The organism is Alteromonas sp. 4NH20-0056 (assembly GCF_057539655.1).
The window spans coordinates 56,822-79,319 of the sequence record NZ_BAAJLS010000013.1; the positions used below are offsets into that span (position 1 = coordinate 56,822).

The following is a 22,498-nucleotide window of genomic DNA, read 5'->3' on the forward strand; positions in this document are numbered from 1 at the left end:
GGCGAAACTATGAGCAAAACACTCACGTTCCTCGATAAATCGTTCTGGATAACGGAGTCAGATGACAACCCTAAGCACGTTGCCACACTTCAATTACTTGAACTACCCGATAATGCAGATTGCAGCGAGTATGTACCTGCATTATTTCAAGAGATAAGAGGGTTTTCTCGAGGCACCTCGCCGTTTAATTGCTCAATAAAAACCTTTATGGGTTACCCCACAGGGTTTCGGCCTGTGAAAACGCTGAATATGGATTATCACACGCAGCTTCACAAAATTGACGACGTGACCGACCGTGTGGTCCTTGATAATTTCGTCGCTAAATTACATGAAACACGATTAGACCCTGACAAGCCTTTGTGGCAATTTCATTTCATTTACGACGGCAAAAATAAGAGCTACGCCATTTATGCCCGCGTGCACCATATGTACGGTGATGGCGCAACATTAGTGCGATGGTTTCAATCGTGTTACGTATCAGCCCCAAATGATAAAAAATTTACGCCGATATGGGCTACTAAGCGTTTACGTAAGAAGTCTCGTGATCCAATCAGTTTCTACAAACGCCTTGCGGGCGTTGCGTATGCCCTGCGCGCAGTCGTTGATATGTTGGTGATTTTTGTACGCTTATTTTTAAAAATTGTTCGCGTGAATTCTCACTACATGCCTGTACCGTTTACCGGTACAAAAACACTGTTAACCGGCCAAGTAAAAGCAGGGCGTGCTGTAGCGACGCTAGACTTAGACTTCAACCGGGTTAAAGCGTTGGCTAGGCGCACGCGCTCAACCGCTAACGAAGTGTTGTTATGTGCGTTTGATATTGGAGTGCACAAGTTATTGCAGGACAACGGCCAAGTGTTTAACAAAGCGCTTTACACGAACATGCCAATAAATTTGCGCAAGCCTGGAGAAAAAACAACGGGCAATAAAATTGCTATTGTCCCCGTACAGTTGGCCCATGCTGAGCGCGACCCATACCTGCGCTTACGGCAAATTGTGGTTAACCATCGTATCGTAAAGTTTGCAGCGCAGCATGCTCGTCCTGCGGCGTTTAGTGGTTACACCATCGTCATTCAATCCCTTGCATTGGTTTTTGAGAAACTGCACCTTTCAAGCTTCGTGAAACCTATTGCTAATATTTTGGTCAGTAATTTGCCCGGCCCCAAGGATGTTCGATACTTAAAAGACAGCAAGCTACTAGGGTGTTATCCCATCTCAACCATGACTCCTGGGGGCGGCGTGAATATTACGTTAATGACGTATGCTGGTAAGGCAAACATAGGTATGGTGTGCTGTAATAAAAACATCGACTCACTGCACACGTTGGCAAACTATTGTGCAGAAGCGTTTGATATGCTTGAAGCAAGTGTTGATAACCCTAGCTTGAATATTGATGACTTAGGCGAACATGAAGAAGTGGTACCGGTTTCTATTATTACTGAGCCATAGCCAATAACAAGGTGTTCGCTTCGGTAAAACGAGGGGGCATTGGGCCGTTTAAATGCTCAGTACAACAGCACTACACCAAGTAGAAACGTAAACGGTTTTCAGCAACGCCGACGTGTTTACCATAGCGCGCAAATAACGCTTCTCGCCACATGTCATCTCTCATGGTATGAAAAAGCGGAAGTTTATCGATTTCTCGTAAAATAGCCTGTGTGATTTGCGGTTTATGATAGTTCAAAATTGCGTGGGTAGAGCCTGATAAATACAGTGATAGATAATTTGCTGCCGTGTCTGATGTGCCCGCCGTGACAAGCGATAATGCCGTTTTAAGTGATTGACCAATAATACTGTCTAGCCTGCCGGGTACCAGCTTAGAAAGCAGAAAACGGGTGTCTTTAATTAAGGCATAATCGTCGTTCACAAGGTGAATGCTTTCAACGGCGCTACGGGTAAGAGAAACGCATTTCTCGTCGACGTCATACTTAGGTGTGGCGCTTAATGTAACCACTACGTGAGCTCGATAAATCACGTTATTGGCGACCGCGACCTGCATTGAAGTAAACGCCTGAAAAAATATACGGTTTGTTTCTTCACATAACGAGACGTTACCAGACTCAACCGTGACGGTAGCAGTTCCAATAGGAATGTCTAGGTGGACGTTGGTTGGCAATGCAGGTTGAATAAGGGCGTTTAGTTCTTCAATGGTAAAGTCGTCATGGGTTAATTTCCCCAGCTTAACCATAAGCGAGGCTATCCAGTACTTGCATTGCGATTTGAACGCTAGAGACATTAATTTGTGCTTTTAAAAACCGAAAAAAGAACGTAGTAAACGAAAGAATAACCTTATTTCTTATATAGCGCTTCCAATGAATAGGAAGAGTTTGGTAATCTGGTCGTACCACAACATTTTGTTAACAATAGCGCAGGCTTTGTTAAGTAACACTAACCCAGAATTCTAATGGCGTAAATGGCCGCGTGGAGCAGAACATGAATGATTCAGACAGAACTTATGATTACATCATTGTTGGTGGTGGCTCAGCAGGCGCTGTGTTGGCAACAAGGCTGTCAGAAAACCCTGCGCTGCGCGTATTACTGCTTGAAGCGGGTGGCAAAGACACTAACCCCCTCATTCATATACCGTTCGGTTTATCGCTGCTTAGCCGCTTTGAATCAGTAGGGTGGGGGTATCATACCGCACCGCAAAAGGCCATGTATGAGCGCGAGTTATTTTGGCCACGAGGTAAAACACTAGGGGGCAGCAGCTCCGTTAATGCAATGTGTTATATCCGTGGGCAAAAAGAAGATTACGACCGCTGGGTAACCGAAGGGGCAGAAGGCTGGGGGTTTGACAGCGTACTGCCTTATTTCAAACGTTCTGAGAACTTTGAAGAAGGAGCCGACGAGTATCATGGTACTGGCGGGCCGCTTAATGTTGCAAAATTAAAGCATACCTCGGTATTGTCTGAAGCTTTTGTAAGTGCCGGCTCTCACGCCGACTATGGTCAAATTGACGACTTCAATCGTGATCAACGCGAGGGTATTGGTTACTACCACGTTACGCAAATTAATGGTCAACGTTGTTCCACTGCGAAAGGGTATTTAACGCAGGCTAAGCATAGAACAAACCTTACCGTAATGACCAAAATCATGGCTGAAAAAGTGTTGTTGAAAGACAAACGCGCCATAGGTGTGCAAGTGCGTGAAAAAGGAAAAGTGGCGCGCTACTTCGCTAACAGTGAAGTCATATTGTGCGGCGGCGCCATTAACTCACCACAGTTACTGATGTTGTCGGGTATTGGCCCTCGCGACGAACTGGAAGAAAAAGGTATTTACGTGCAGCAAGACCTGCCGGGCGTAGGTCGTAACCTGCAAGACCACCTTGACGCTATTGTACAATACACGTGTAAAGCAAGAGAAGGGTATGCCGTTGCTGCCGGTGCCCTGCCGTCTTACATTAAAGCGTCGTTCGAATACTTGTTTAAGCGAGACGGTATTTTTTCATCAAATATTGCTGAAGCGGGCGGGTTTGTTCGCTCATCATTAGCCACGCAGGGGCCTGATATTCAGTTTCATTTCTTACCTGCAATTTTGAACGATCATGGACGTCAACTGGCGTTTGGCTATGGTTATGGTCTACACGTATGTTGCTTGTACCCCAAGAGTCGAGGAACAATAAAGCTTCAAAGCAATCACCCACAAGATCACGCGCTCATCGACCCTAAATATCTAACGCATGAAGACGATATTAAAGTGATGGTTGAGGCCGTAAAAATAGCGCGTAAGTTGCTGGCAGCGCCCTCGTTTGAACCGTTTGGTGGCAGCGAACTTTACCCCGGTGAAGACGCTCAAGACGATGATGCTATTATCGAGTTTTTAAAAGAGCGCAGCGAAACCATTTATCATCCCATCGGTACCTGCAAAATGGGGAGCGATGATGACCCTATGGCGGTGGTGAGCAATCAGCTTAAAGTGCGTGGTATAGAAGGGCTAAGAGTGGTTGATGCCTCGGTAATGCCAAGCCTAATTGGCGGAAATACAAACGCACCTACGATAATGATTGCTGAGCGTGCAGCGGACTTTATTCGTGCCGAGCATGAGGGAGCGCCGGTTACTTTATAGCAGCCTGCATAAATAAGTCAGCGGCACAGTCACACATTTCATCAATGTGGCTGCTGTCGGCATAAATACCATCAATTAGTAACCGTGCTATACCATGAAGGGTTCCCCACGTGACCTGGGCCAAGCGAAGCGCATCTTGGTTTTCGGGCAGCAAGCCTCCTTGTTGCCAATAGCGTGTCATGGTTACTTGAAATTGAAAGCTTGGGTACGCCACCTCTTTTAAATCATGCGTTGCTGCATTGTTTTGCCATATAGTACGACCAAACATAAGTTCGTACATTTCGGGGTTTTTGGCGGCATAACCAACGTATTCATGTACGAATTCCCTAAATCGCGCCTGTGGCGTTTTTTCGTTTTGTTCAAAAATACGTTTTGCGGTGGAATGCCAATCACTAAACCCTTTTGCTGCAATCGCACTAAGCAGCGCACTTTTATCTTTAAAGTGGTGGTAAGGTGCGGTACGAGAAACCCCCGCATCTTCTGCAAGCTTTCGCAAACTCAAACTGTCTACGCCATGACAAGACAACCGCTTCGTCGCAGCCTCAATAAGGGCTGAGCGTAAATCGCCATGGTGATAGTTTTGCGCTGTGTTTGTCATGCTAGTGTAAGAATTTCCACATTAATTACTTCAACAAGGTGAATAGATATCGTTTTATCTTGACACTGTCAACATAGCCTTTTATCTTGACGCTGTCTAGTTTGCAAATTTGTTAATAGAAACTCACCATGGAGGCAGCGCAAACCATGAAGTACGCTACATTAGAAGTTGAACAAAAAGGGCATATTGCCTATATAACTCTCAACCGTCCTGACGCAATGAACAGCATGATACCCGCATTTTGGACTGAGTTTCCGGCTGCTATCCGAGCAATTGACGATGAAGGAAGTGCACGCGTAATTGTGATCACATCAACTGGTAAGCACTTTTCTGCGGGTATGGACTTGTCTGTTTTTCTTAATATGAAAGAAGATTTCAAAGGCGATCCTGCACGTCGCGCTGAGCGCATGCGCAGGATGGTCAAGCTGCTTCAAGATAGCTTTACGGCAATAGAAGAAGCAAGAATGCCAGTAATTGGCGCAGTGCAAGGTGGTGCAATCGGTGGTGCGGTAGATTTATTAAGTGCCTGCGACATGCGGTATTGTACAGAAGATGCGTTTTTTACCATTAAAGAAACACAGCTGGGCATGACCGCCGATGTGGGTACATTGCAGCGTTTGCCTAAACTCATCCCCATTGGTGTAGTAAAAGAGTTAGCGTATACCGGGCGTAACTTTGGCGCACAAGAAGCGAAAGAGTACGGTTTTGTGAACAACGTGTTTTCCGACCGCGATGCCATGCTAGACGGCGTAAACAAAATCGCTCACCAAATTGCTGCCAATTCGCCGATGGCGGTATCGGGCACAAAGACTATGATTAATTACGCTATCGAGCATACGGTTGAAGACAGCTTAAATTATATGGCTACCTGGCAGGCCGGCATGTTCCAAATGGAAGATGTCTTCAAAGCGATGGAAGCACAAAAAACAAAAACACTTCCCGACTATCCGCCGTTACTTGGCGCGATAAAAGAAATGAAATCATAATTAACATCAACAGGCATTTTTCAAGGATTTATCATGAACCAGACCGTTACTGATCATCCCGTATACCCACACTTATTTCGCCCTCTCGATTTAGGGTTCACGCAGTTAAAAAACCGCGTGTTGATGGGCTCTATGCATACTGGCCTAGAAGAGCTACCTAACGGCCATAAGCGTATGGCCGCCTTCTATGCCGAGCGTGCTCGCGGCGGTGTAGGTCTTATTGTTACCGGTGGTATTGGGCCCAATGAAGAAGGCGCAACACACCCGTCTACATTCCGTTTAGACACAGACGAAGCGGTGAATAACCACAAAGAAGTGACCGACGCGGTGCACATTGCAGGCGGTAAAATTTGTATGCAAATTTTGCATACAGGCCGCTATGCTTATGGTCCAAAACTGGTTGCGCCATCGGCAGTGCAAGCGCCCATCAACCCGTTTAAGCCTAAAGCACTCGAAGCGGATGAAATCGAAAAGCAAATTCAAGATTTCATTACCGCAGCAACCCAAGCGCAGCGCGCAGGCTATGACGGCGTTGAGATTATGGGCTCGGAAGGGTATTTCCTTAACCAGTTTATTGCGAAGCGCACCAACCATCGTGATGATGAGTGGGGCGGTGAGTATGAAAATCGTATTCGCCTTCCTATCGAAGTCGTACGCAGAGTGCGCGAAGCGGTGGGTAAACACTTCATTATCATTTATCGCTTGTCCATGTTGGACTTGGTTGAAGGCGGGTCGAATTACGACGAGGTCGTTCAACTGGGTAAAGAAATTGAAAAAGCAGGCGCTACTATTATCAACACCGGTATTGGTTGGCATGAAGCGCGTATTCCTACTATTTCCACAAAAGTACCGCGCGCCGCATTTACGTGGGTGACCGCTAAATTCCGTGAAGCCCTGTCTATTCCGGTTATTACGTCTAACCGTATTAACACACCTGAAGTAGCAGAAGACGTATTAGCCCGCGGTGATGCCGATATGATCTCTATGGCGCGCCCGTTTTTGGCCGATGCCGACTTTGTTCGCAAAGCGCAGCAAAACAAAGCCGACGAGATAAACACGTGTATTGGATGTAACCAAGCATGTCTTGATCACGTATTTAACGGCAAGCTAACTAGCTGCTTGGTAAACCCACGCGCATGCCATGAAACCGAAGTAAACATTGTACCTGCTGAAACCAAAAAACGCGTTGCCGTTGTTGGGGCAGGGCCCGCAGGATTGGCATCGGCTGTCACGTCTGCACAGCGCGGGCACGACGTGGTTATTTATGACTCAGCGAGTGAAATTGGTGGCCAGTTCAACATTGCCAAGCAAATTCCTGGTAAAGAAGAGTTCTATGAAACACTTCGCTACTTCTCTCGCCAAATAGAACTTCACGACAACATTACGCTTAAGCTAAATACCCGTGTTAGCGCTGATATGCTTAACGCTGAAGGGTTCGATGAAGTCATGGTTGCTACCGGTATTAAGCCGCGTACACCTGCCATCGATGGCGTTGAACACAGCAAGGTGCTTTCGTACATAGACGTGTTAAGAGACAAAAAGCCGGTGGGTAATCGTGTTGCCATTATTGGTGCCGGTGGTATCGGGTTTGATACGGCAGAATTCTTATCTCACGGTAAAGAGACGCCTAGCCAAGATATTCCAGCCTTTATGAAAGAGTGGGGCATTGATATGACGTTACAAGCCCGTTCTGGAACCGAAGGTATGACGCCGCAACCCGATAAATCTCCTCGAGAGATTTTCTTACTGCAACGTAAAACATCGAAAGTAGGTGCTGGCTTAGGTAAAACAACCGGCTGGGCGCATCGTGCAGGCTTAATCGCCAAAGGCGTGACGATGATTGCAGGCGTTACCTATGATAAAATCGATGATGAAGGGTTGCATATTACTGTTGATGATAAGCAGCAAGTGTTACCTGTCGATAATATTATCATTTGTGCCGGCCAAGAGCCGATGCGTGACATTGTTGAAGGCCTTAATATGCCATATCACCTTATTGGTGGAGCCGATGAAGCGCTAGAGCTTGATGCTAAGCGTGCTATCGACCAAGGTACACGCGTGTGTGCGACGGTGTAAAAGCGAAGTAGCACACGCACCAATGCGTAGGTAAACAAAAGGCGATTGACGTAAATTCAATCGCCTTTTTTATTGGCGTTACAAACTGGTTACGCCGTTACTTGGCCGTTGGGGTTTTATGCTTTAGCAGCAGCTCTTCAGCCTGCGCACGCAACGAGAAGTCGAACTCCCTCAGTATATTCATGCCCAATAGCCCGTCACTTTCACCAAGCACGTCAGGGGGCAGTACCAAAGCCGACAGGTTAGTAAACTCGTAACCTGCAAAATAGAATTTTGGTATTTGCACCATTGGCGCTTCTATCGCTCCAGAGGCGGTGTTCACCGTGAAATTACCAATAAAGATAAGGCGTCTATACCCGCTTAAGCGCGCAAAAAATCCTGTAGTAATAGCCGTTGTGGTGGCACCGGTATCAACAATCATTTCAGCGCGCTGATTAAGTGCCCGAACCTTAACGCGATATTGGTCGCCTTGTTTTATCAGCGGTACGCGGGTGACATTACCGTCTAGCGGTTGTGCCTCGTTGTCGAATAGCTCGTCGGTTGATGTATTATCGTTATTAGAGGCTTGAAGAGACAGGGCGCGAATACGCGCGGCGTCGGCATCATCAAAAGGAAGGCTGGCCAGTGTGTCTTCCATTAACGTTATGTTTTTCATGTGGGCATAGGCTCTCGCCAAATTCAGAATATAGCGTTTTTCATTCGTGATACGTTGAAACAACGGTTCGTTTAACGTGGCCATAAGCATCCACTGCCTGTTCTTTTGAAGCTGCTGTTGCGCATTCTCATAGCGAGCGTCGATGTGCTCTTGTATCGAGGCTAATGCAGCGGCACTAAGCGGTAAATCTAGCATGTCATAATAGTGAATAATGGCAATATGAAGCGGTTTGGTAAGGGCAATCAGCTTTGCTTCTAACAGCAGTAATCGCTCATCAAGCGGATTGGATTGTAACTGCAACGCTAATTGATAGCGCACGCGTTCAAATTCTTGAGCATTTAGCAGCGTTACCAGTTCATCATACGGTAAAAAAGTGTTCGTTTGGTTGCGCGTCTCATCTTCATTTTTCGTAGCCACAACGTTGTTAACGGCGCTGTTAGTATAATCAAACGTCCCGTTGTGGTGATTACTCGCCATTGCAGACGGGTCATCATCCATGTGGTTACCGACTGTGTCAGGTGTCGACAAACGCTGTGGGGGCACGTCACTCAATCTATTCAATAGATAAAGGTTAGCCGCCAGCGAGGCAATAAGCGCTACCAGTAATGCCCAAATAACCCCAGTTTTCATTAAGTTTTTATCCGCGTTGTTAATGTTAATACGCACGCGCGCTCGGCTGAAAGATCACTCAACACACGCACTCCCGTATATTTCTTGAAACAACGGCGGCATGCGTTTTGGGGCGCCAGTATCAAGACTCACACACACAAATGTGGTTTGTGCATCAAACACAGTTTTGCCTTTTTTAGGGCAAATAAACTGGAATTTTCGCGTTAGCGTAAGTTTGCTGTCGCACGCAATTATCCATGTTGCACATTGAAGCGCATCCCCTAAATGGGTAGGCAGATGATAATTCAGCTCGTGACGCTTTATTACCATGCCACGGTTTAACGCTTTATAATCACTAAACTGCAACCCCAGCTGATTTGAATGTGCCCAGGCGAGATGCTCTACCTGCGCTAAATACGCCACATTGTTAACATGTTGGTAGTGGTCGATATGCGTTTCGTCTATCGTCCATTCTTGTGCAAAGGGGTTCTTAAAGAACCAAGGTAACGTTGTCGTGTTCACACCTGCGCCTTCTTAAATTACTGCGTGAAAATAGGTTTGGTTAACGCCTGTCTATTGCGGTACGTTTTATTAAGGTACGCGTTATTGATGTACTTCGGGTAACGGATTGTCTTCGGGCAATACTAAGGTGTCGCTTAATAAGGCCATCATCATTTGTGTTTCCCGTTGCAAAACCGGTTGAATAAAACTTTGCACGTCGCCAATTGCTTTGAATGCATCAAAGCCTCTTGCCAAAAACTCATGTAAGGCTAATACGCCAGCCACTTTTGCCGGCCGCCTTGAAATAGAGATGAGCATGCCAATGCCTCGTATCTTTATCACGTCTGCCAGTTGGTCACCTAAGTGGGAGATGATGGCGATTTGATGCTGTCGATCGCGCTCCCTTCTCACGTAACGGTAGGCTTGAGCATAACTGTGCCTGTCGATAGGAAGCCCAGGGTAGCGCTGTGTTAAATATTGCGCCATTTCCATGTCTAGCTCGAACGACAACGCATTAAGCGATAAAGCGTCATTCATGGCGCTCATGGCTTTCTCGGGTAAAACCTTTGCCAGCTTAGGAATAACGCGGGCAAGATCGGCATCTCGCTGACTAAAATCCTTTGGGCCGTATAACTCTTCAACAAAAAATGCCATGGCTTTTTGATAGCGTTTTTGTTGTGCTAAATCGTCGTGAGACACCAATAGCCGGTCACATTGCCACGTTTGTAGTGCATGAATTACGGGCATAATACCAAGCTTGGTCGCAAGGTCTTTAAGCGCATTCACTCTATGTATATGTTTGATAATGTTTTGAGACAAGCTTTATCCCTCCGCAATCTGTAAACCTAGATTGACCGATGCCGCGCCACCTTTCAAGTGAGAAGGGCAGGTTTTGCTGATATAATCACGCCAACTATGCGTACACCATTAATTAAAGTCTAATCGTAGCGAGCAGTATGATTTCACCAAGCACAATCAACCCACAATCTGAATGTGATGCTGATGTACCCACACTAATAGCACTTTTTAATCAATCGTTTGCCGATTTTAATACCAAGTTGGTATTAGGCAACGATGAACCTGTGTACTTACCCGCCAGTGAAACATGTCATTATCATCAAGTTGTATTTGCGCATGGATTTTTTTCAAGTGCGCTGCATGAAATTGCGCATTGGTGCATAGCGGGAGACGCGCGCCGCTTACAAGAAGACTATGGCTATTGGTACTGCCCCGACGGGCGCGACGCGAAACAACAGGCCAAGTTTGAAAGCGTAGAAATTAAACCTCAAGCAATTGAATGGGCGTTTACAGAAGCGGCTGGGCGTAAGTTTCAAGTAAGCACCGACAATTTAAACGGGGCACAGCCAGACAGAGAAGGCTTCACTAAAAACGTAGAAGCACAACTGAATGCTTATCGACAACAGGGGTTTCCGCCACGAGCACAGCGCTTTATCGCTGCCTTAACGGCGACGTTTTCACCCACACAAACAGGAGTCGACGCCGCATGAAAAAGCCTATTTTTACGCTTGGTGTCATTGTTAACCCGTTTGCGGGGATCGGTGGCGCGCTTGCCTTAAAAGGCAGTGATGGCAGTGAAGTAAGAGAAAAAGCATTAGCCATGGGGGCTGAAAAGAAAGCCAATGAGAAAATGGCAAAAGCCCTGAGCATTCTTGATGCGCTTAACACGCCGTTTAAGATTGTGACCGCTGCGGGCGAGATGGGCGAGAGTGTTTGCGCTTCACTCGGGCTTCCATACGACCTGGTTTATACGCCCGCCGATATGCAAACTGAAGGTGAAGATTCAGAACGTGCTGCTCGCGCAATGGTTGAACACAATGTCGATTTACTATTGTTTGCTGGTGGCGATGGAACGGCGCGTAATATTTGTAATGTGGTTGGCAGCAGCGTACCGGTATTGGGCGTGCCTGCCGGATGCAAGATTCACTCGGGTGTTTATTGTGTATCACCTGCTGCGGCGGGGCAGGTAGTAAGTCAAATGATCTTAGGTGAGCTCGTCAGTGAAATGGACGCCGAAGTTCGAGATATAGACGAAGACGCCTTTCGTGGCGGTAAAGTCATTGCCAAGCATTATGGCGAAATGCGCGTGCCTGCCGAACTGTCTTACGTGCAAGCCGTAAAAATGGGCGGTAAAGAAGACGAAGCACTTGTGCTTGACGATATCGCGGCGTACGTCAGTGAGATCATGGACGACGCGCCAGACACCTATTTTGTAATGGGGTCGGGGTCGACCGTAGGCGCGGTGATGGAATATCTGGGCCTTGATAATACGTTACTGGGCGTAGATGTGGTGAAAGGCGGTGAGCTAGTGGCGTCTGACGTCACAGCGCCACAGCTGCTTGCATTAACACAAAATAAGCCGACCGAAGTTGTGCTTACCGTTATTGGTGGTCAAGGGCATATTCTTGGAAGAGGCAACCAGCAATTAAGCCCCGCGTTCATCCGCCAAGTAGGTAAAGAAAACCTGCGAGTAGTGGCGACGAAACAAAAAGTACAGGCGCTTAATGGAAAGCCGCTTCGTTTAGACTCGGGCGATGCTGAATTAGATACCGCCCTTGCCGGCGCCTTTACCATTATCACCGGGTATAAAGATAAAGTGTTGTACAACGCGTTGTAGCGTCACTACACATTACTATACCCCGCACATTACTTATCACTGAGAAAAGACCTTGAATTGATAATGAGGTCGATATTACTAACAGCAACCCGTTAAGGAGATTTACGTGTTACCACCTGCTGCGGCACCACAATTAGTGGTAGATGAAATGGCAAGAATAGAGGCTGCACTTGACGATGTAGTGAACCACGGTAGCGATGACGAACTGTTTATTGCCAGTTATTTGCAAGGGCACTTTGCGGTAGAAGCACGGCAAGTTGAAATGCAAAGCGATGGGTCGTTGGCAATGCTTAACGAAAAAATGCGTGACAGCTTAGGCCGTGCATTTGAAAACAATGAATTAGACAACAGTGATGCCGCGCGAGTAACACAGCTTTGGGAGCGTTTACTGGCCAGTAGCGCGCTTATTTAAGCCAGTTGTGTATTACGTTATAAACGGTTTTGTTACCCAGTAATGCCACGTGGCCTATATTTTGGCCAACCCACTGGTTTTCAGGTTTAAATTGAAGCGAATGTAACGGCGAGTCATGTTGACCAAGCGCACTACGTAAGGGGACAAGACCATCACCAATAAGCTGTTCGTTTACCATATTCGGTTTGTCAGACGAAGTAGTCGCAATAGCAAAGCACTCAACATCACGTGGTAGTGGAATGGCGTCGCGCTGATCAGCAGGGTAATCAAAGCGACGTGGCGAATGGGTGTCGCTATGCGCAATATAGCCATGCCTAAGGTCAGCGATACCTGCGCTTCGGATTTGGGTTATGCGTGCAAGCGGGGCAGTAAAATGGTGCATGCCCAAGAACAAATCTACCCAGTTGCCTGCTTGCTCTAATGGGGCGCCGTGATGAGGCGTACCGAGAAAAATAATCTTTTGTAAATGTTGCGGCCAATGGGCATTGTGCATCGCACTGTGATGGTGAGCACTTCGTGTAACTAGCCCTCCCATGCTATGCGCCACAATAGACATGTCTAGAGTATGTGTACTTTTCAATAACGCAAATTGCGTTACTAGTTGATTCAGTAATTCACTAAATTGCTGGCCATTTTCAAAAATATGCCTGCCTGTGTTGTAGTGCAAGTAAACGGTGGTATGGCCTAAGTCTTTGGCAATATGGTGGCCATGATCATGTGCATCTTGTTCCCATTGCCTGTCGTTCATGCACAAACCATGAACCATGATAACGACCTTACCATTACTTTCAGCAATCTCGTTTACCAATGCACGCATGTCAACGCCTTCACCACGTTGCCTAAAGCTCATAGGTATGGCGAGGGGGCTTTGGTTTGTGTGTAAGTGATCGCCAATCACCCCATTAAGCGCTGAAAGCAGTGCGCCGTGACTTGCAGAGTCGGTACGTTGGTTTAAGGTGTTAGCAAGTATGTTAAGCGGTACATGACTTCGCTTTCCCACCATTTCGGTGATACGCCTTATATTGTTATACACCATACCGGTAATACCCGCCGTTCGTCCCTCTTGGTGAGAGGGCGTAACCCAAGACAACGGGCTAATGCGGCTATGCATGGTTTCAATAACGTTAGTAAGCTGAAGTACGGCGTCGACAATCAGTTGGTTTACTTCCTTAGCACCCGACGAGGCGTTACGTTCATGCGTTTTATCTACGTTACTATCAGGCACGTAATACTACTCTTGGTGTTAAGGCTATATACACCATCATAACAGTAATAGCGTAGCATCGGCGGCATTAATGTTTAAAAAGTGCACAGTGTTGCGCTAAGTCTATGGTTTTGTATTTTTTATTTATGCTACGCTACTACCACACCATCTATAGGAAAACGTAGTGAAAATACGCATACCCCAGATTTTTTTTCTTGCCCTTTATTTTACACTTAGCGCTAATGTCGCGTATGCGCAAAACGCAGCAGACGCGCCTTCAGATGACGAGTCTGCTGCTGCAAGCGTGCCCGATGCCACACATTTTAACACGCAGCATAAAGGGGTATTTAATGGTGTTACGGTTAAATACACCGCGAATGCGGGCGAAACCTATGTGCGTGACACCAGCGGTGACCCCACGGCCGCTATATTCTCGTTCGACTACGTTGCACAGCAAAAGTCGTCTGCGAACAAGCCTGCTCGGCCGGTAACCTTTATTTGGAATGGCGGTCCAGGCTCGTCTTCGACGTGGCTGCATATGGGCGCTTATGGGCCTAAGCGTATTGTTGTACCTAGCGATGCGAGTCACCCCGGCGCTGCGCCATACACCATGAAAGACGCGCCTGAAAGCATACTAGATGTTACCGACATGGTGTTTGTTGACCCAGTCGGTACAGGCTTTTCTCGTGCAATAGGCAAGGGCAATAAAGAAGATTTTTGGGGGCTCACCGAAGATGCAAACGCCATGGCCGCGTTTATTGCCCAATGGCTAACCGATAACAAGCGTTGGAATTCGCCCCTGTTCTTACTGGGGGAAAGCTTTGGTACTACCCGTGCTGCAGCGGTAGCGAAAGTGTTATTAGACGACCACCTCATTAATGTAAACGGTATTGTATTCGTGTCTCAAGCGCTCGATTATCAAGGCTCTACACCGTATGTCGACGACAATATCATTTCTTACATCACCTATATTCCTACCATGGCAGCCACCGCTTGGTATCATGGAAAGGTAGATAATTCGGGCGACTTCGAGGCATTCATTCAGCAAAGCCGTGAGTTTGCCACACAACAATTACTGCCTGCGTTGTTTCAGGGAAACTTGATAAGTAATGCGAAACGCGAAGAGCTTGTTACCCAGCTACAGCGCTTTACAGGGTTAAGCAAAACGTATATCGAGCGAGTAAATTTGCGTATTAACGCGTTTCGTTTCGCTAAAGAGCTTATGCGTGAAGAGGGCGTGGCTGTTGGCCGGTTAGATAGCCGCTACACCAAAGATGAACGAGATGATGTAGCAGATAGCCCTCGTGCCGACGCGGCTGGTGCAATATCGCCAGCGTATAAAGCGGCACTAATGCAGTTTATGCAACACGATTTAAAGATAGACTGGCAGCGTAAATACTTAAACCCTTCCGACCCCGAGTTATCGGGTAAGTGGCATTGGAGCCCACGGCCGAAGGGCAGTACCTGGGAGCCTCACTATGTGAATACTGCGCCAGATTTGGCTTCTGTACTGCGTAGCAACCCGAGTATGAAAGTGATGGTGGCGTCGGGGTATTATGATTTGGTAACCCCGTTTTTCGATGCTGAATATACGTTAAACCGACACGGCATTGCCCGCGACGACATTCAGTACTTTTATTATCACGGCGGGCACATGATGTATGTGCATGAACCGGCAAGAAAGGCGTTATTAAAAGATACCCGAGCGTTTATTACGTCGCAGTTATCTCGCTAGTGTATTATGTGTAGTGCGTCACTGCCGTGGCGCACTATTTTTCTATTTCCAGCCTTGCAGCCACTTTTGTTCGTTTTTAAGCTCGGCCCAGTCTATCGGGTAGGTGTTTTTAGACAACACCGCCTCTAACGTACAGGCTATCACTACGTTTTCTTCATCATACTCAACGTCTGACACCAGAAAATGCTTTTCGCGTTTCAGCGGTGTAACGGCTGTCCATTTGCTGTTGCGTAATTTAGCGGGGTTTATTTGATTCATATTGCCTCTACATAAGGGCTAGCTGTCTGCATCATCTATCGGCGACAACATTTTATGCATGATAAATGCGTCTACCAACCCCTGTTGTTTATGATGATACGCGTTAGGAATAGTGCCGATAATGCTGTACCCCAGTTTTTTCCATAAGTTTATGGCAACCTGATTAGTGCTTACCACAGAATTAAACTGCATGGCGGTATAACCTAAAGCCAACGCGGTGCGCTGAGAGTGCAGGCATAGGGTTCTTGCAAGGCCTTTTCCGCGACTAGCGGGGCTAACCATGTAGCCACAGTTAGCAATGTGTGCACTAGGCCCCGACGCATTAGCTTTTAAATAGTAGGTACCAAGTACGACACCCTCTTCTTTTACAACAAACGATTTATGGGGGGAAAGGCACCATAACTGATATGCCGCTTCTTCATCGATAAGGGGGTCGATAGCGTAGGTTTCTTGGGCTTCAACAATGTCTTTAAATACGGGCCAAAATGCGTGAAAGTCGCTTTTTGTTGTTTCACTAATTTGCATCAAACCTCGGAATATATGTTATCACCTTAATTACGCTTTTAAACGATGTAATGCGTTACCAATATACTCGTAGCCCAATGGTAGGCCGGCCAGAGCGCCCGCTGGAACGCATAAAATATACAGCACCCACACCCATCCCAACGCGGTTTGATCTTCAATAAACAGCGAAACCAAATAGGTGCCAGCAAATAATACGAAAAACGCAGCAATAGCGCCTAGTATCATTCCAATGACTGCCCCTAGTATATTTAACAGCATTACACGCGTTTTCCTGTGCTTTCTATCCTAGAACATGAAGTTAAACGGCTAGCATGTCAACAACGAACATTATCCACATTGTGATAACAGCAACAAAGTTAATAGTAAACACAACGCCCCTTAGCCTTACATTTGCCGTAAAAATGTGTACGGCACTATGCACTATTCGGCCTACCACAAATACCCATGCCAACACGCCATACCAAGCAGTACCCTGCGTGCCAGTAATCAGTAAGAGTACACAAATAACGTAGAAAAAAAGGGGCCATTCAAATTGGTTGCTTAAGTTGGCGCTTATTTTTGGCTGAATAGTGTCGAAAGGGTGGGGGCCGCTAGCCTTTGCACCCACTCCCCACACGCTAGGCGCTCTTGTAATAGTGAGTAGGGCATACAATAAAGCACACAGCGAGACATGCGAAAACATGGGTAATAAAAGTGTGTTCATAGGGCGGTTCAACCATTCATAGCAATATTATGGAAACACTAACGTAACCAATGTGTTTGTGCAAAGCACACAAAAAAACAGCTTAATTTGTTAATTCTAACGTGTAATGTGCTTGGCCATTGTCTGCTGATGTGAACGTACCCGAACCAGAAATCTCTGCTAATGCTTGCGTTCCAGAGCCTGCGACAATATCAAAATGACTACTTGCTACACCTGCCTCAAATTTGCCGTTGTGCTTGAGAATAACACTGCCTGCTTTGTTGTTAATTGTGCATGATAGGCGCTCTAAACCAACGAACACCGCATTACCATCGCAGGTGTAGTTCATCAAATATTGAAGCTCGCTTAGCCCATCAATATCGCCAGTGTAACGTTGGGTAATTTTTGCGTGTGTTTGCTTCGACCCATCATCGTTCTCACAATACGGTGTTTCGTCCCAGCCTGTAATTTGAAATGTGCCTTTGAGCAGCGTTGTCATTGGTTGCGCCTTCTAGTGACAGCAGCATGTGCTTGTTTAATATAATGGTGAGTGGTTTACGCTACTTACGCCCGTATTTCTACCTTCCAAGGCGGAGATAAACGGTTTTCGCCAGCCCAGTATAATTTAATTTTATTGCCTGAAGGGTCTTTTAAAATGGCCTCTTTCCACAAGTAGCGTTGCTCTGTGGGAGGTTGTTCAAATTCAATGCCTTTCTCGGTGAGCGTGTTGCAAAGTTCGTCTAAATTTTCATGTTCAAAGTAGATTACCGCGCTATTTTGAAACCCTTCGTTTTCAAGCGATAACGAAAACGTTGCATTGCCATCGGGGCACGAAAACCGGGCATAGTGCGGCGTATCAACAATTTGAGTGAAGCCTAATGTTAAATAAAAATGCACGGCGTCATTCATATTTTCTACTGGCAAGGTAACCTGATTAAGTTCCATTTTATCTCCTGGCGAGTGCATTAGGTAACCACAGCGCAAGCTTTCTAGTTTCTAGCGCTTTCGTTAACTCGCCATTCGCCTCATCTTCGTTGCTTAAAACAGGCTGGCTATAAAGTAGCCAATCCCCGTACCCAATAGCAATAGCGACGCAAACCTAATTAATTTCAGGGTTTTAGCTACTTGGAATACAGTCTTACCTTTGAGTAATGTATCGACTATATGGTCTTGGCCAGCAATACAAATGAGAATGGATGAACCCAAAAAAGTTAAAGGAATATAAACATCGGTCCCCATTTCAACTGCCTTTAACTGAACCAGTACTACTATTGCGCCAATAGTAGCCGATGCAAGCCATGTGTACTGTTTGAGCAACTCAAAATGTAACTCGGTAGTAAGGGTTTCATTTTTCTCATTACTGTTTTCGAGAGTGTCTTGCTCGATGTTTTCTTCAACGCTTTTTGTTTCCATATTTAAACAGGCCTTTGGTGTTTAGGTTCAATCTAGTTTTCGCTTTGCATGGCGCTGACTGTGCTTGTCTAGTGAAAGCCTACTTAGGGAATAAACAACAAGCCCTAAACACGCTATGGCAACAACGGCTGAAGGAACGGCCATTAACAGCATTCCTTTATCCCACCCATAAAATGCCATAACAGCACAAATAATGCCTAAGCACAGTTCAATCAAAAAGTTTTCCCAGTCTAATGAATAACCCGTATCGATAGGCCTAGCAAAGAAGTTAATTTTGTGTGGCATGTTTATGTTTCCTTAGCAGCGTAAAAAGCCAATATGACGTTCCTCATAACGCATTCCTTTGCGTATTGCTAAAACTACCTTGGTACACATTAGCATTAAACACCAACCACTTATGGTCTACAAAATGGCAAATATATAAGGTGCGGAAGTCTACATTTGAATCATTTACGGTAACACGCCACCCAACCGTTGCAGCTACCTTATCCTTCCCGAGAGCTTGCTGTTCTAAAATAGTAAACTGGGCGTGTTGATAGCCAAAATTACGCATGGATTCGCAATTTAATGCAAACTTTGCAACTAAAGCGGTTCTTTCGGTAAAAGTTTGAACGCCGTCAGCGTCTGAGATAGCGCAAGGTAATCGATACAGGCTTGCAATAGCCTCTGGCTCAAAGGCATTAAAAGCTTCTGTGTATTTATTAAAAAGTTCTTCCATGATCAACAATTCCCTGGAAAGCAACGCCTTATAGAGAGGCAAAATTAGCGAAGAAAAACCAAAAGCCAACTTTTTTGTGCTTTCAAACGGGCGCAATTCTGCGCGTTAATAAACCATCGTGGTTTAAAAATACACCTTATACAGGGGGGAGTAAATAGCGCTACTACTTCTTGTACGTAGAATGAAAAGCAGTGTTAGGCCCCGCAAAAGGGCCTAACACAACAAACCGATTAATTGAGTAGAATGGGCTTACCAAAGCCAAGCTTTTCAAGCCTTTCTAGCTGTGTTGCAGCATCTCCCACCACAATAACATTCATGGCATCGGGACGTACGTGGCTGTCTAACACCGCCTTTGCTTCTTCCAAGCTCATCGACTGAACGACTTCCATGTTTTTGCTTTTGGCATCATAAGGCAAATCAAAGCGAGTAATTTCCTGAATCAAGCCTAGTTTGTCACCCAAGGTTTCGTTCTTAAGCGCTTGACCACGAAGCAAGGCATCTTTGGTTTGCGCTAACTCTGCTTCTGTCATTTCTTCGCTGTAACGCCCTAAAATCTCATTGATTAAACTTAAGCTTTCTAAGGTCACGTTGGTTCTTACCGACGTGCCTACGCCAAATTGCCCTTGCTCTGCGTTGCCAGTAGCAAAAGAGCGAATGCCGTAGGTATACCCTTTATTAACGCGAAGTTCGGTCATCAGTTTCGACGTATAAATACGCCCTAGAGGGAAGTTAAGCGCCTCTAATTTGGTAAAGTCTTCGTTGGTCACAGGTAGAGCAGGGCGGCTCATTTGTAGCACCGACTGCTTAGCCCCAGGCACGTCATAGAAATAGACTTGGGTTTTCTCAACCCCAGCAAATTTAGGCACCGGTAATGCAGCTAACGGCTCCTTAGCAGGCCCTTCAAGTGAAGAGAACAGTCTTAGTGTTTCGCCTTCATCAAAGTTACCCACAATGTTTAACTTGGCCGATGCGATTGCATAATGCTTTTTGTGGAAGGCTTTCACATCATCCAACGTAATAGCATTAATTTGTGCTTCAGTGCCAGCGCCAGCCACCGCTAGTGCCGTTGGCTCTGCATAAGTAATGCTAGCCATTTCACGCGCGGCTATGAAATCGGGGTTAGCCAACTGAGAAACCGCAGTTTGGCTGTAGCTTTCTTGCATAAGCTTGAATTCAGTTTCATCAAACTGAGGCGCGTTGATCATATCTTGTAGCAGTGCGACGGTTTCATCTAGGTTACGAGCCAATGTTTTACCGCGAATTAGCGTGTATTGGCCTCGTGTTTGGGTAGTTAAACTTGAGCCCAAAGCGCCTAGCGCTTTTTCAAATGCTGCCACATCTAAGTCGCCAGCACCTTTTGTTAACATATCTCCGGTAATTGATGCGAGGCCAGGCTTATCCAGTGGTGAACGCATTTTTCCTGCATCAAATTCTAATGAAAATTCAATTAACGGTACTTCATCAGACTGAATACCAACCATTTGCAGGCCGTTGCTACCTTGAGCGTCCCAAATGGTGGGGCTTGGTAGAACAAAGGAATCGCCAAAAGGCGGCTCAACCGTGCGATCAAATGACGACGCAGTGGGTTCAAATACTCGGGCAGCTGGGTCGTAAGGCACGTCTTTCTCTGCGCCTTGAACAACAACTTCCTCAACCACTTTCGCTACTTGCGCGCCTTCTAACGCTAAGTCCGTTTGGTCTTTTGGTGTAAAGCTAGTAGAAACGTAATGTTGGCCTTTAATGTATTTGTTATACACATTCATCACGTCTTCTGCACTAACGGCTTGAAGGTTTTTAATGTCAGTCGTTAAAAAGCCAGGATTGCCGGTAAACAGGTTATATTCACCCATCGCAATCGCTTTGCCCAGTGCGCTTTGGATACTGTCAAAAATACTCACTTCAGACTTCGTTTTAATGCGTGTTAAGGCTTCTTCAGGAATGCCGTTCTCTTCGAAACGAGCAAACGCTTCCCATACCGCTGGCAGCAAATTATCGATGTCTTCGTTGGGCTTAGGATTAATGAATAAGTAGACTTCACCAGCGAGCTCTTTGGTGTAGTTGAAGCCTGAAACGTTCGTGGTAAGTTGCTTTTCGTCTATCAAAACTTGATTCATTGGCGCTTCTTTGCCGTCAACCAAGTACGACATAAGCACGTTTAACGCATAAGAATCTGGGTGATACTCTGGTACGGCCGGCCACGTTAGGGTGAGCTGCGGCAGTGTGGCAAAGTTATCTTCATGCACAAAGTGCTTGGTTTCGCTTAGCGTAACAGGCTGTGCCTTTGTTGCTGGCGTTGGGTTAGCACCGCTTGGTATTTCACCAAAATACTTTTCAATAAGGGCTTTGGCTTCTTCTAATTCAAAATCACCGGCTAACGTTACCGTAACATTGTCAGGGCGATACCATTGATTGAAGAAGGCTTTTGTATCTTCTAGCGTTGCGTTTTCTAAGTCTTCAAGCGAGCCAATCACTTGATGATGGTAAGGGTGGCCTTCAGGGTAAATGGCTTGGCCAATTACGTAAAAGTTGTGGCCATACGGGCGATTATCGACGCGCTGACGCTTCTCGTTTTTAACCACCTGCTTTTCACGGTCAATAATGTTCTGGTTAACCGTTTTAATGAAGTAGCCAAGTTTGTCAGCTTCTGCCCAAATGACTTTCTCTAGCCCGTCTTTCGGTACTGCCTGAAAGTATTGTGTCATGTCGTTAGTGGTAAAACCGTTTGTACCTTCTCCACCAATACGCGTGTTCATTTCGTCAAGACCGCCGTAACCTAAGTTTTCAGAGTCCATAAACAAAAGGTGCTCGAATAAGTGAGCAAAACCGGTTTTGCCAACGTTTTCTCTTCCTGAGCCCACGTGAACTGCAAGATTGATTGCTACTAGCGGGTCGGAGCGGTCGATATGAAGCACCACTTCTAAGCCGTTGTCTAACGTCATTTTTTCAAAATTTAATGAGGGCAGGGCGGCTGACTTGGCTTGTTCAGGTGCTTGCTCTGCAACAGATTCGCCAGTGTTATTGCTGCACGAGGCAAGGGCGAAAAGTGACAGCCCAACAGCGACCGGAAGTGTAATGGATTTGCGCAAAGGGAACATACGAAGGTCCTTCTAGTTTATTTACCTAAAAGGTAATGTAAAGCGGCTGCTATGTCGATAATCGCGTTAGTTTAAACTGTCACTGAATGTGTAAGCAGATGTAACAAGTAGCCAACGCTTATCAATGGCTTATCGCTAATGGATAGTCCGCAATGCGTAACCCATGTCGTTATACCTGTCATTAGTTACCGAATGTATCGTTATCATTTTCTTTTTACGGAAACAACGCAGAAGTGTGGGGATTCATCGCTAATTTTGTGCGCAGCGATGCGTTAAGTCTTAGGATACGGTCTTCTTAGACCCATTACCCTTAACACTACGGAGGTGATGT

24 protein-coding genes are annotated in these 22,498 nt (G+C 46.1%); 8 read left to right on the forward strand and 16 right to left on the reverse strand.

What is annotated here, in order from left to right; genetic code table 11:
- Nucleotides 1–9: 9 nt before the first annotated feature.
- The gene (locus AC27EZ_RS17065; protein WP_487136481.1) at nt 10–1,449 is read left to right on the forward strand and encodes a wax ester/triacylglycerol synthase domain-containing protein; all 1,440 of its coding nucleotides are present in this window, start codon (nt 10–12) and stop codon (nt 1,447–1,449) included.
- Between the two features lie 70 nt (nt 1,450–1,519).
- Here AC27EZ_RS17065 and AC27EZ_RS17070 read toward each other — a convergent pair whose 3' ends face one another.
- On the reverse strand, nt 1,520–2,236 hold the full coding sequence (locus tag AC27EZ_RS17070) for a DUF1439 domain-containing protein (RefSeq protein ID WP_487136482.1): 717 nt from the start codon (nt 2,234–2,236) through the stop codon (nt 1,520–1,522).
- A gap of 197 nt (nt 2,237–2,433) precedes the next feature.
- Between AC27EZ_RS17070 and AC27EZ_RS17075 the strand changes: the two genes are divergently transcribed.
- Nucleotides 2,434–4,065 carry a GMC family oxidoreductase gene (locus tag AC27EZ_RS17075; RefSeq protein WP_487136483.1) on the forward strand — a complete coding sequence of 544 codons (1,632 nt, stop codon included), beginning with the start codon at nt 2,434–2,436 and terminating at the stop codon, nt 4,063–4,065.
- On the opposite strand, the gene AC27EZ_RS17080 is transcribed toward AC27EZ_RS17075, so the two are convergent.
- Nucleotides 4,055–4,663 (reverse strand): TetR/AcrR family transcriptional regulator, encoded by a 609-nt coding sequence (locus tag AC27EZ_RS17080; protein ID WP_487136484.1) that lies wholly within the window; start codon nt 4,661–4,663, stop codon nt 4,055–4,057. The genes AC27EZ_RS17075 and AC27EZ_RS17080 overlap by 11 nt on opposite strands.
- Nucleotides 4,664–4,809: 146 nt before the next feature.
- Here AC27EZ_RS17080 and AC27EZ_RS17085 point away from each other — a divergent pair, with 146 nt between their 5' ends.
- Together AC27EZ_RS17085 and AC27EZ_RS17090 are read left to right on the forward strand one after the other, a co-directional pair.
- A complete protein-coding gene (locus tag AC27EZ_RS17085) occupies nt 4,810–5,649 on the forward strand; it encodes a crotonase/enoyl-CoA hydratase family protein (protein WP_487136485.1) in 840 nt (279 codons plus the stop codon).
- 33 nt (nt 5,650–5,682) lie between these two features.
- Nucleotides 5,683–7,725 carry an oxidoreductase gene (locus tag AC27EZ_RS17090; RefSeq protein WP_487136486.1) on the forward strand — a complete coding sequence of 681 codons (2,043 nt, stop codon included), beginning with the start codon at nt 5,683–5,685 and terminating at the stop codon, nt 7,723–7,725.
- 97 nt (nt 7,726–7,822) lie between these two features.
- On the opposite strand, the gene AC27EZ_RS17095 is transcribed toward AC27EZ_RS17090, so the two are convergent.
- The 3 genes from AC27EZ_RS17095 to AC27EZ_RS17105 form a co-directional block, all read right to left on the reverse strand.
- On the reverse strand, nt 7,823–9,046 hold the full coding sequence (locus AC27EZ_RS17095; RefSeq protein WP_487136487.1) for a retroviral-like aspartic protease family protein: 1,224 nt from the start codon (nt 9,044–9,046) through the stop codon (nt 7,823–7,825).
- 18 nt (nt 9,047–9,064) lie between these two features.
- Nucleotides 9,065–9,511: an acyl-CoA thioesterase gene (locus AC27EZ_RS17100; RefSeq protein ID WP_487136488.1), complete on the reverse strand. Its 447-nt coding sequence runs from the start codon at nt 9,509–9,511 to the stop codon at nt 9,065–9,067.
- Nucleotides 9,512–9,592: 81 nt separating this feature from the next.
- A complete protein-coding gene (locus AC27EZ_RS17105; RefSeq protein WP_487136489.1) occupies nt 9,593–10,309 on the reverse strand; it encodes an FFLEELY motif protein in 717 nt (238 codons plus the stop codon).
- A 137-nt stretch (nt 10,310–10,446) separates the two neighbouring features.
- On the opposite strand from AC27EZ_RS17105, the gene AC27EZ_RS17110 reads away from it, so the two are divergent.
- The 3 genes from AC27EZ_RS17110 to AC27EZ_RS17120 all read left to right on the forward strand — a co-directional run bounded on the left by AC27EZ_RS17110 (nt 10,447) and on the right by AC27EZ_RS17120 (nt 12,537).
- Nucleotides 10,447–10,998 carry an elongation factor P hydroxylase gene (locus AC27EZ_RS17110; RefSeq protein ID WP_487136490.1) on the forward strand — a complete coding sequence of 184 codons (552 nt, stop codon included), beginning with the start codon at nt 10,447–10,449 and terminating at the stop codon, nt 10,996–10,998.
- Nucleotides 10,995–12,125, forward strand: coding sequence for an ATP-NAD kinase family protein (locus AC27EZ_RS17115; protein ID WP_421131827.1), 1,131 nt, complete (start codon nt 10,995–10,997; stop codon nt 12,123–12,125). The genes AC27EZ_RS17110 and AC27EZ_RS17115 overlap by 4 nt, the downstream gene beginning before the upstream one ends.
- 106 nt (nt 12,126–12,231) lie before the next feature.
- The gene (locus tag AC27EZ_RS17120; protein WP_421131826.1) at nt 12,232–12,537 is read left to right on the forward strand and encodes a YfcL family protein; all 306 of its coding nucleotides are present in this window, start codon (nt 12,232–12,234) and stop codon (nt 12,535–12,537) included.
- On the opposite strand, the gene AC27EZ_RS17125 is transcribed toward AC27EZ_RS17120, so the two are convergent.
- Nucleotides 12,530–13,762 (reverse strand): PGAP1-like alpha/beta domain-containing protein, encoded by a 1,233-nt coding sequence (locus AC27EZ_RS17125; protein WP_487136491.1) that lies wholly within the window; start codon nt 13,760–13,762, stop codon nt 12,530–12,532. The two genes, AC27EZ_RS17120 and AC27EZ_RS17125, sit on opposite strands and share 8 nt — an antisense overlap.
- A gap of 163 nt (nt 13,763–13,925) precedes the next feature.
- Here AC27EZ_RS17125 and AC27EZ_RS17130 point away from each other — a divergent pair, with 163 nt between their 5' ends.
- On the forward strand, nt 13,926–15,476 hold the full coding sequence (locus AC27EZ_RS17130; RefSeq protein WP_487136492.1) for a S10 family peptidase: 1,551 nt from the start codon (nt 13,926–13,928) through the stop codon (nt 15,474–15,476).
- Between the two features lie 42 nt (nt 15,477–15,518).
- Here AC27EZ_RS17130 and AC27EZ_RS17135 read toward each other — a convergent pair whose 3' ends face one another.
- The 10 genes from AC27EZ_RS17135 to AC27EZ_RS17180 all read right to left on the reverse strand — a co-directional run bounded on the left by AC27EZ_RS17135 (nt 15,519) and on the right by AC27EZ_RS17180 (nt 22,167).
- Nucleotides 15,519–15,734, reverse strand: a complete 216-nt coding sequence (locus AC27EZ_RS17135) for a TIGR02450 family Trp-rich protein (protein WP_487136493.1) — start codon at nt 15,732–15,734, stop codon at nt 15,519–15,521.
- An 18-nt stretch (nt 15,735–15,752) separates the two neighbouring features.
- Entirely contained in the window at nt 15,753–16,259 is a 507-nt protein-coding gene (locus AC27EZ_RS17140) for a GNAT family N-acetyltransferase (protein WP_421131822.1), read from the reverse strand.
- 30 nt (nt 16,260–16,289) lie between these two features.
- On the reverse strand, nt 16,290–16,517 hold the full coding sequence (locus tag AC27EZ_RS17145; RefSeq protein WP_487136494.1) for a hypothetical protein: 228 nt from the start codon (nt 16,515–16,517) through the stop codon (nt 16,290–16,292).
- A 40-nt stretch (nt 16,518–16,557) separates the two neighbouring features.
- Entirely contained in the window at nt 16,558–16,962 is a 405-nt protein-coding gene (locus AC27EZ_RS17150) for an MAPEG family protein (protein WP_421131820.1), read from the reverse strand.
- Nucleotides 16,963–17,044: 82 nt separating this feature from the next.
- A complete protein-coding gene (locus AC27EZ_RS17155) occupies nt 17,045–17,440 on the reverse strand; it encodes a DUF3224 domain-containing protein (protein ID WP_487136495.1) in 396 nt (131 codons plus the stop codon).
- Nucleotides 17,441–17,505: 65 nt separating this feature from the next.
- Nucleotides 17,506–17,886: a VOC family protein gene (locus tag AC27EZ_RS17160; RefSeq protein ID WP_487136496.1), complete on the reverse strand. Its 381-nt coding sequence runs from the start codon at nt 17,884–17,886 to the stop codon at nt 17,506–17,508.
- Between the two features lie 93 nt (nt 17,887–17,979).
- Nucleotides 17,980–18,354, reverse strand: a complete 375-nt coding sequence (locus tag AC27EZ_RS17165; protein WP_487136497.1) for a hypothetical protein — start codon at nt 18,352–18,354, stop codon at nt 17,980–17,982.
- 27 nt (nt 18,355–18,381) lie between these two features.
- Nucleotides 18,382–18,639: a hypothetical protein gene (locus tag AC27EZ_RS17170; RefSeq protein WP_487136498.1), complete on the reverse strand. Its 258-nt coding sequence runs from the start codon at nt 18,637–18,639 to the stop codon at nt 18,382–18,384.
- A gap of 43 nt (nt 18,640–18,682) precedes the next feature.
- Nucleotides 18,683–19,072: a ketosteroid isomerase family protein gene (locus AC27EZ_RS17175; RefSeq protein WP_487136499.1), complete on the reverse strand. Its 390-nt coding sequence runs from the start codon at nt 19,070–19,072 to the stop codon at nt 18,683–18,685.
- Nucleotides 19,073–19,302: 230 nt separating this feature from the next.
- Nucleotides 19,303–22,167: a M16 family metallopeptidase gene (locus tag AC27EZ_RS17180; protein ID WP_487136500.1), complete on the reverse strand. Its 2,865-nt coding sequence runs from the start codon at nt 22,165–22,167 to the stop codon at nt 19,303–19,305.
- Nucleotides 22,168–22,498: the final 331 nt, after the last annotated feature.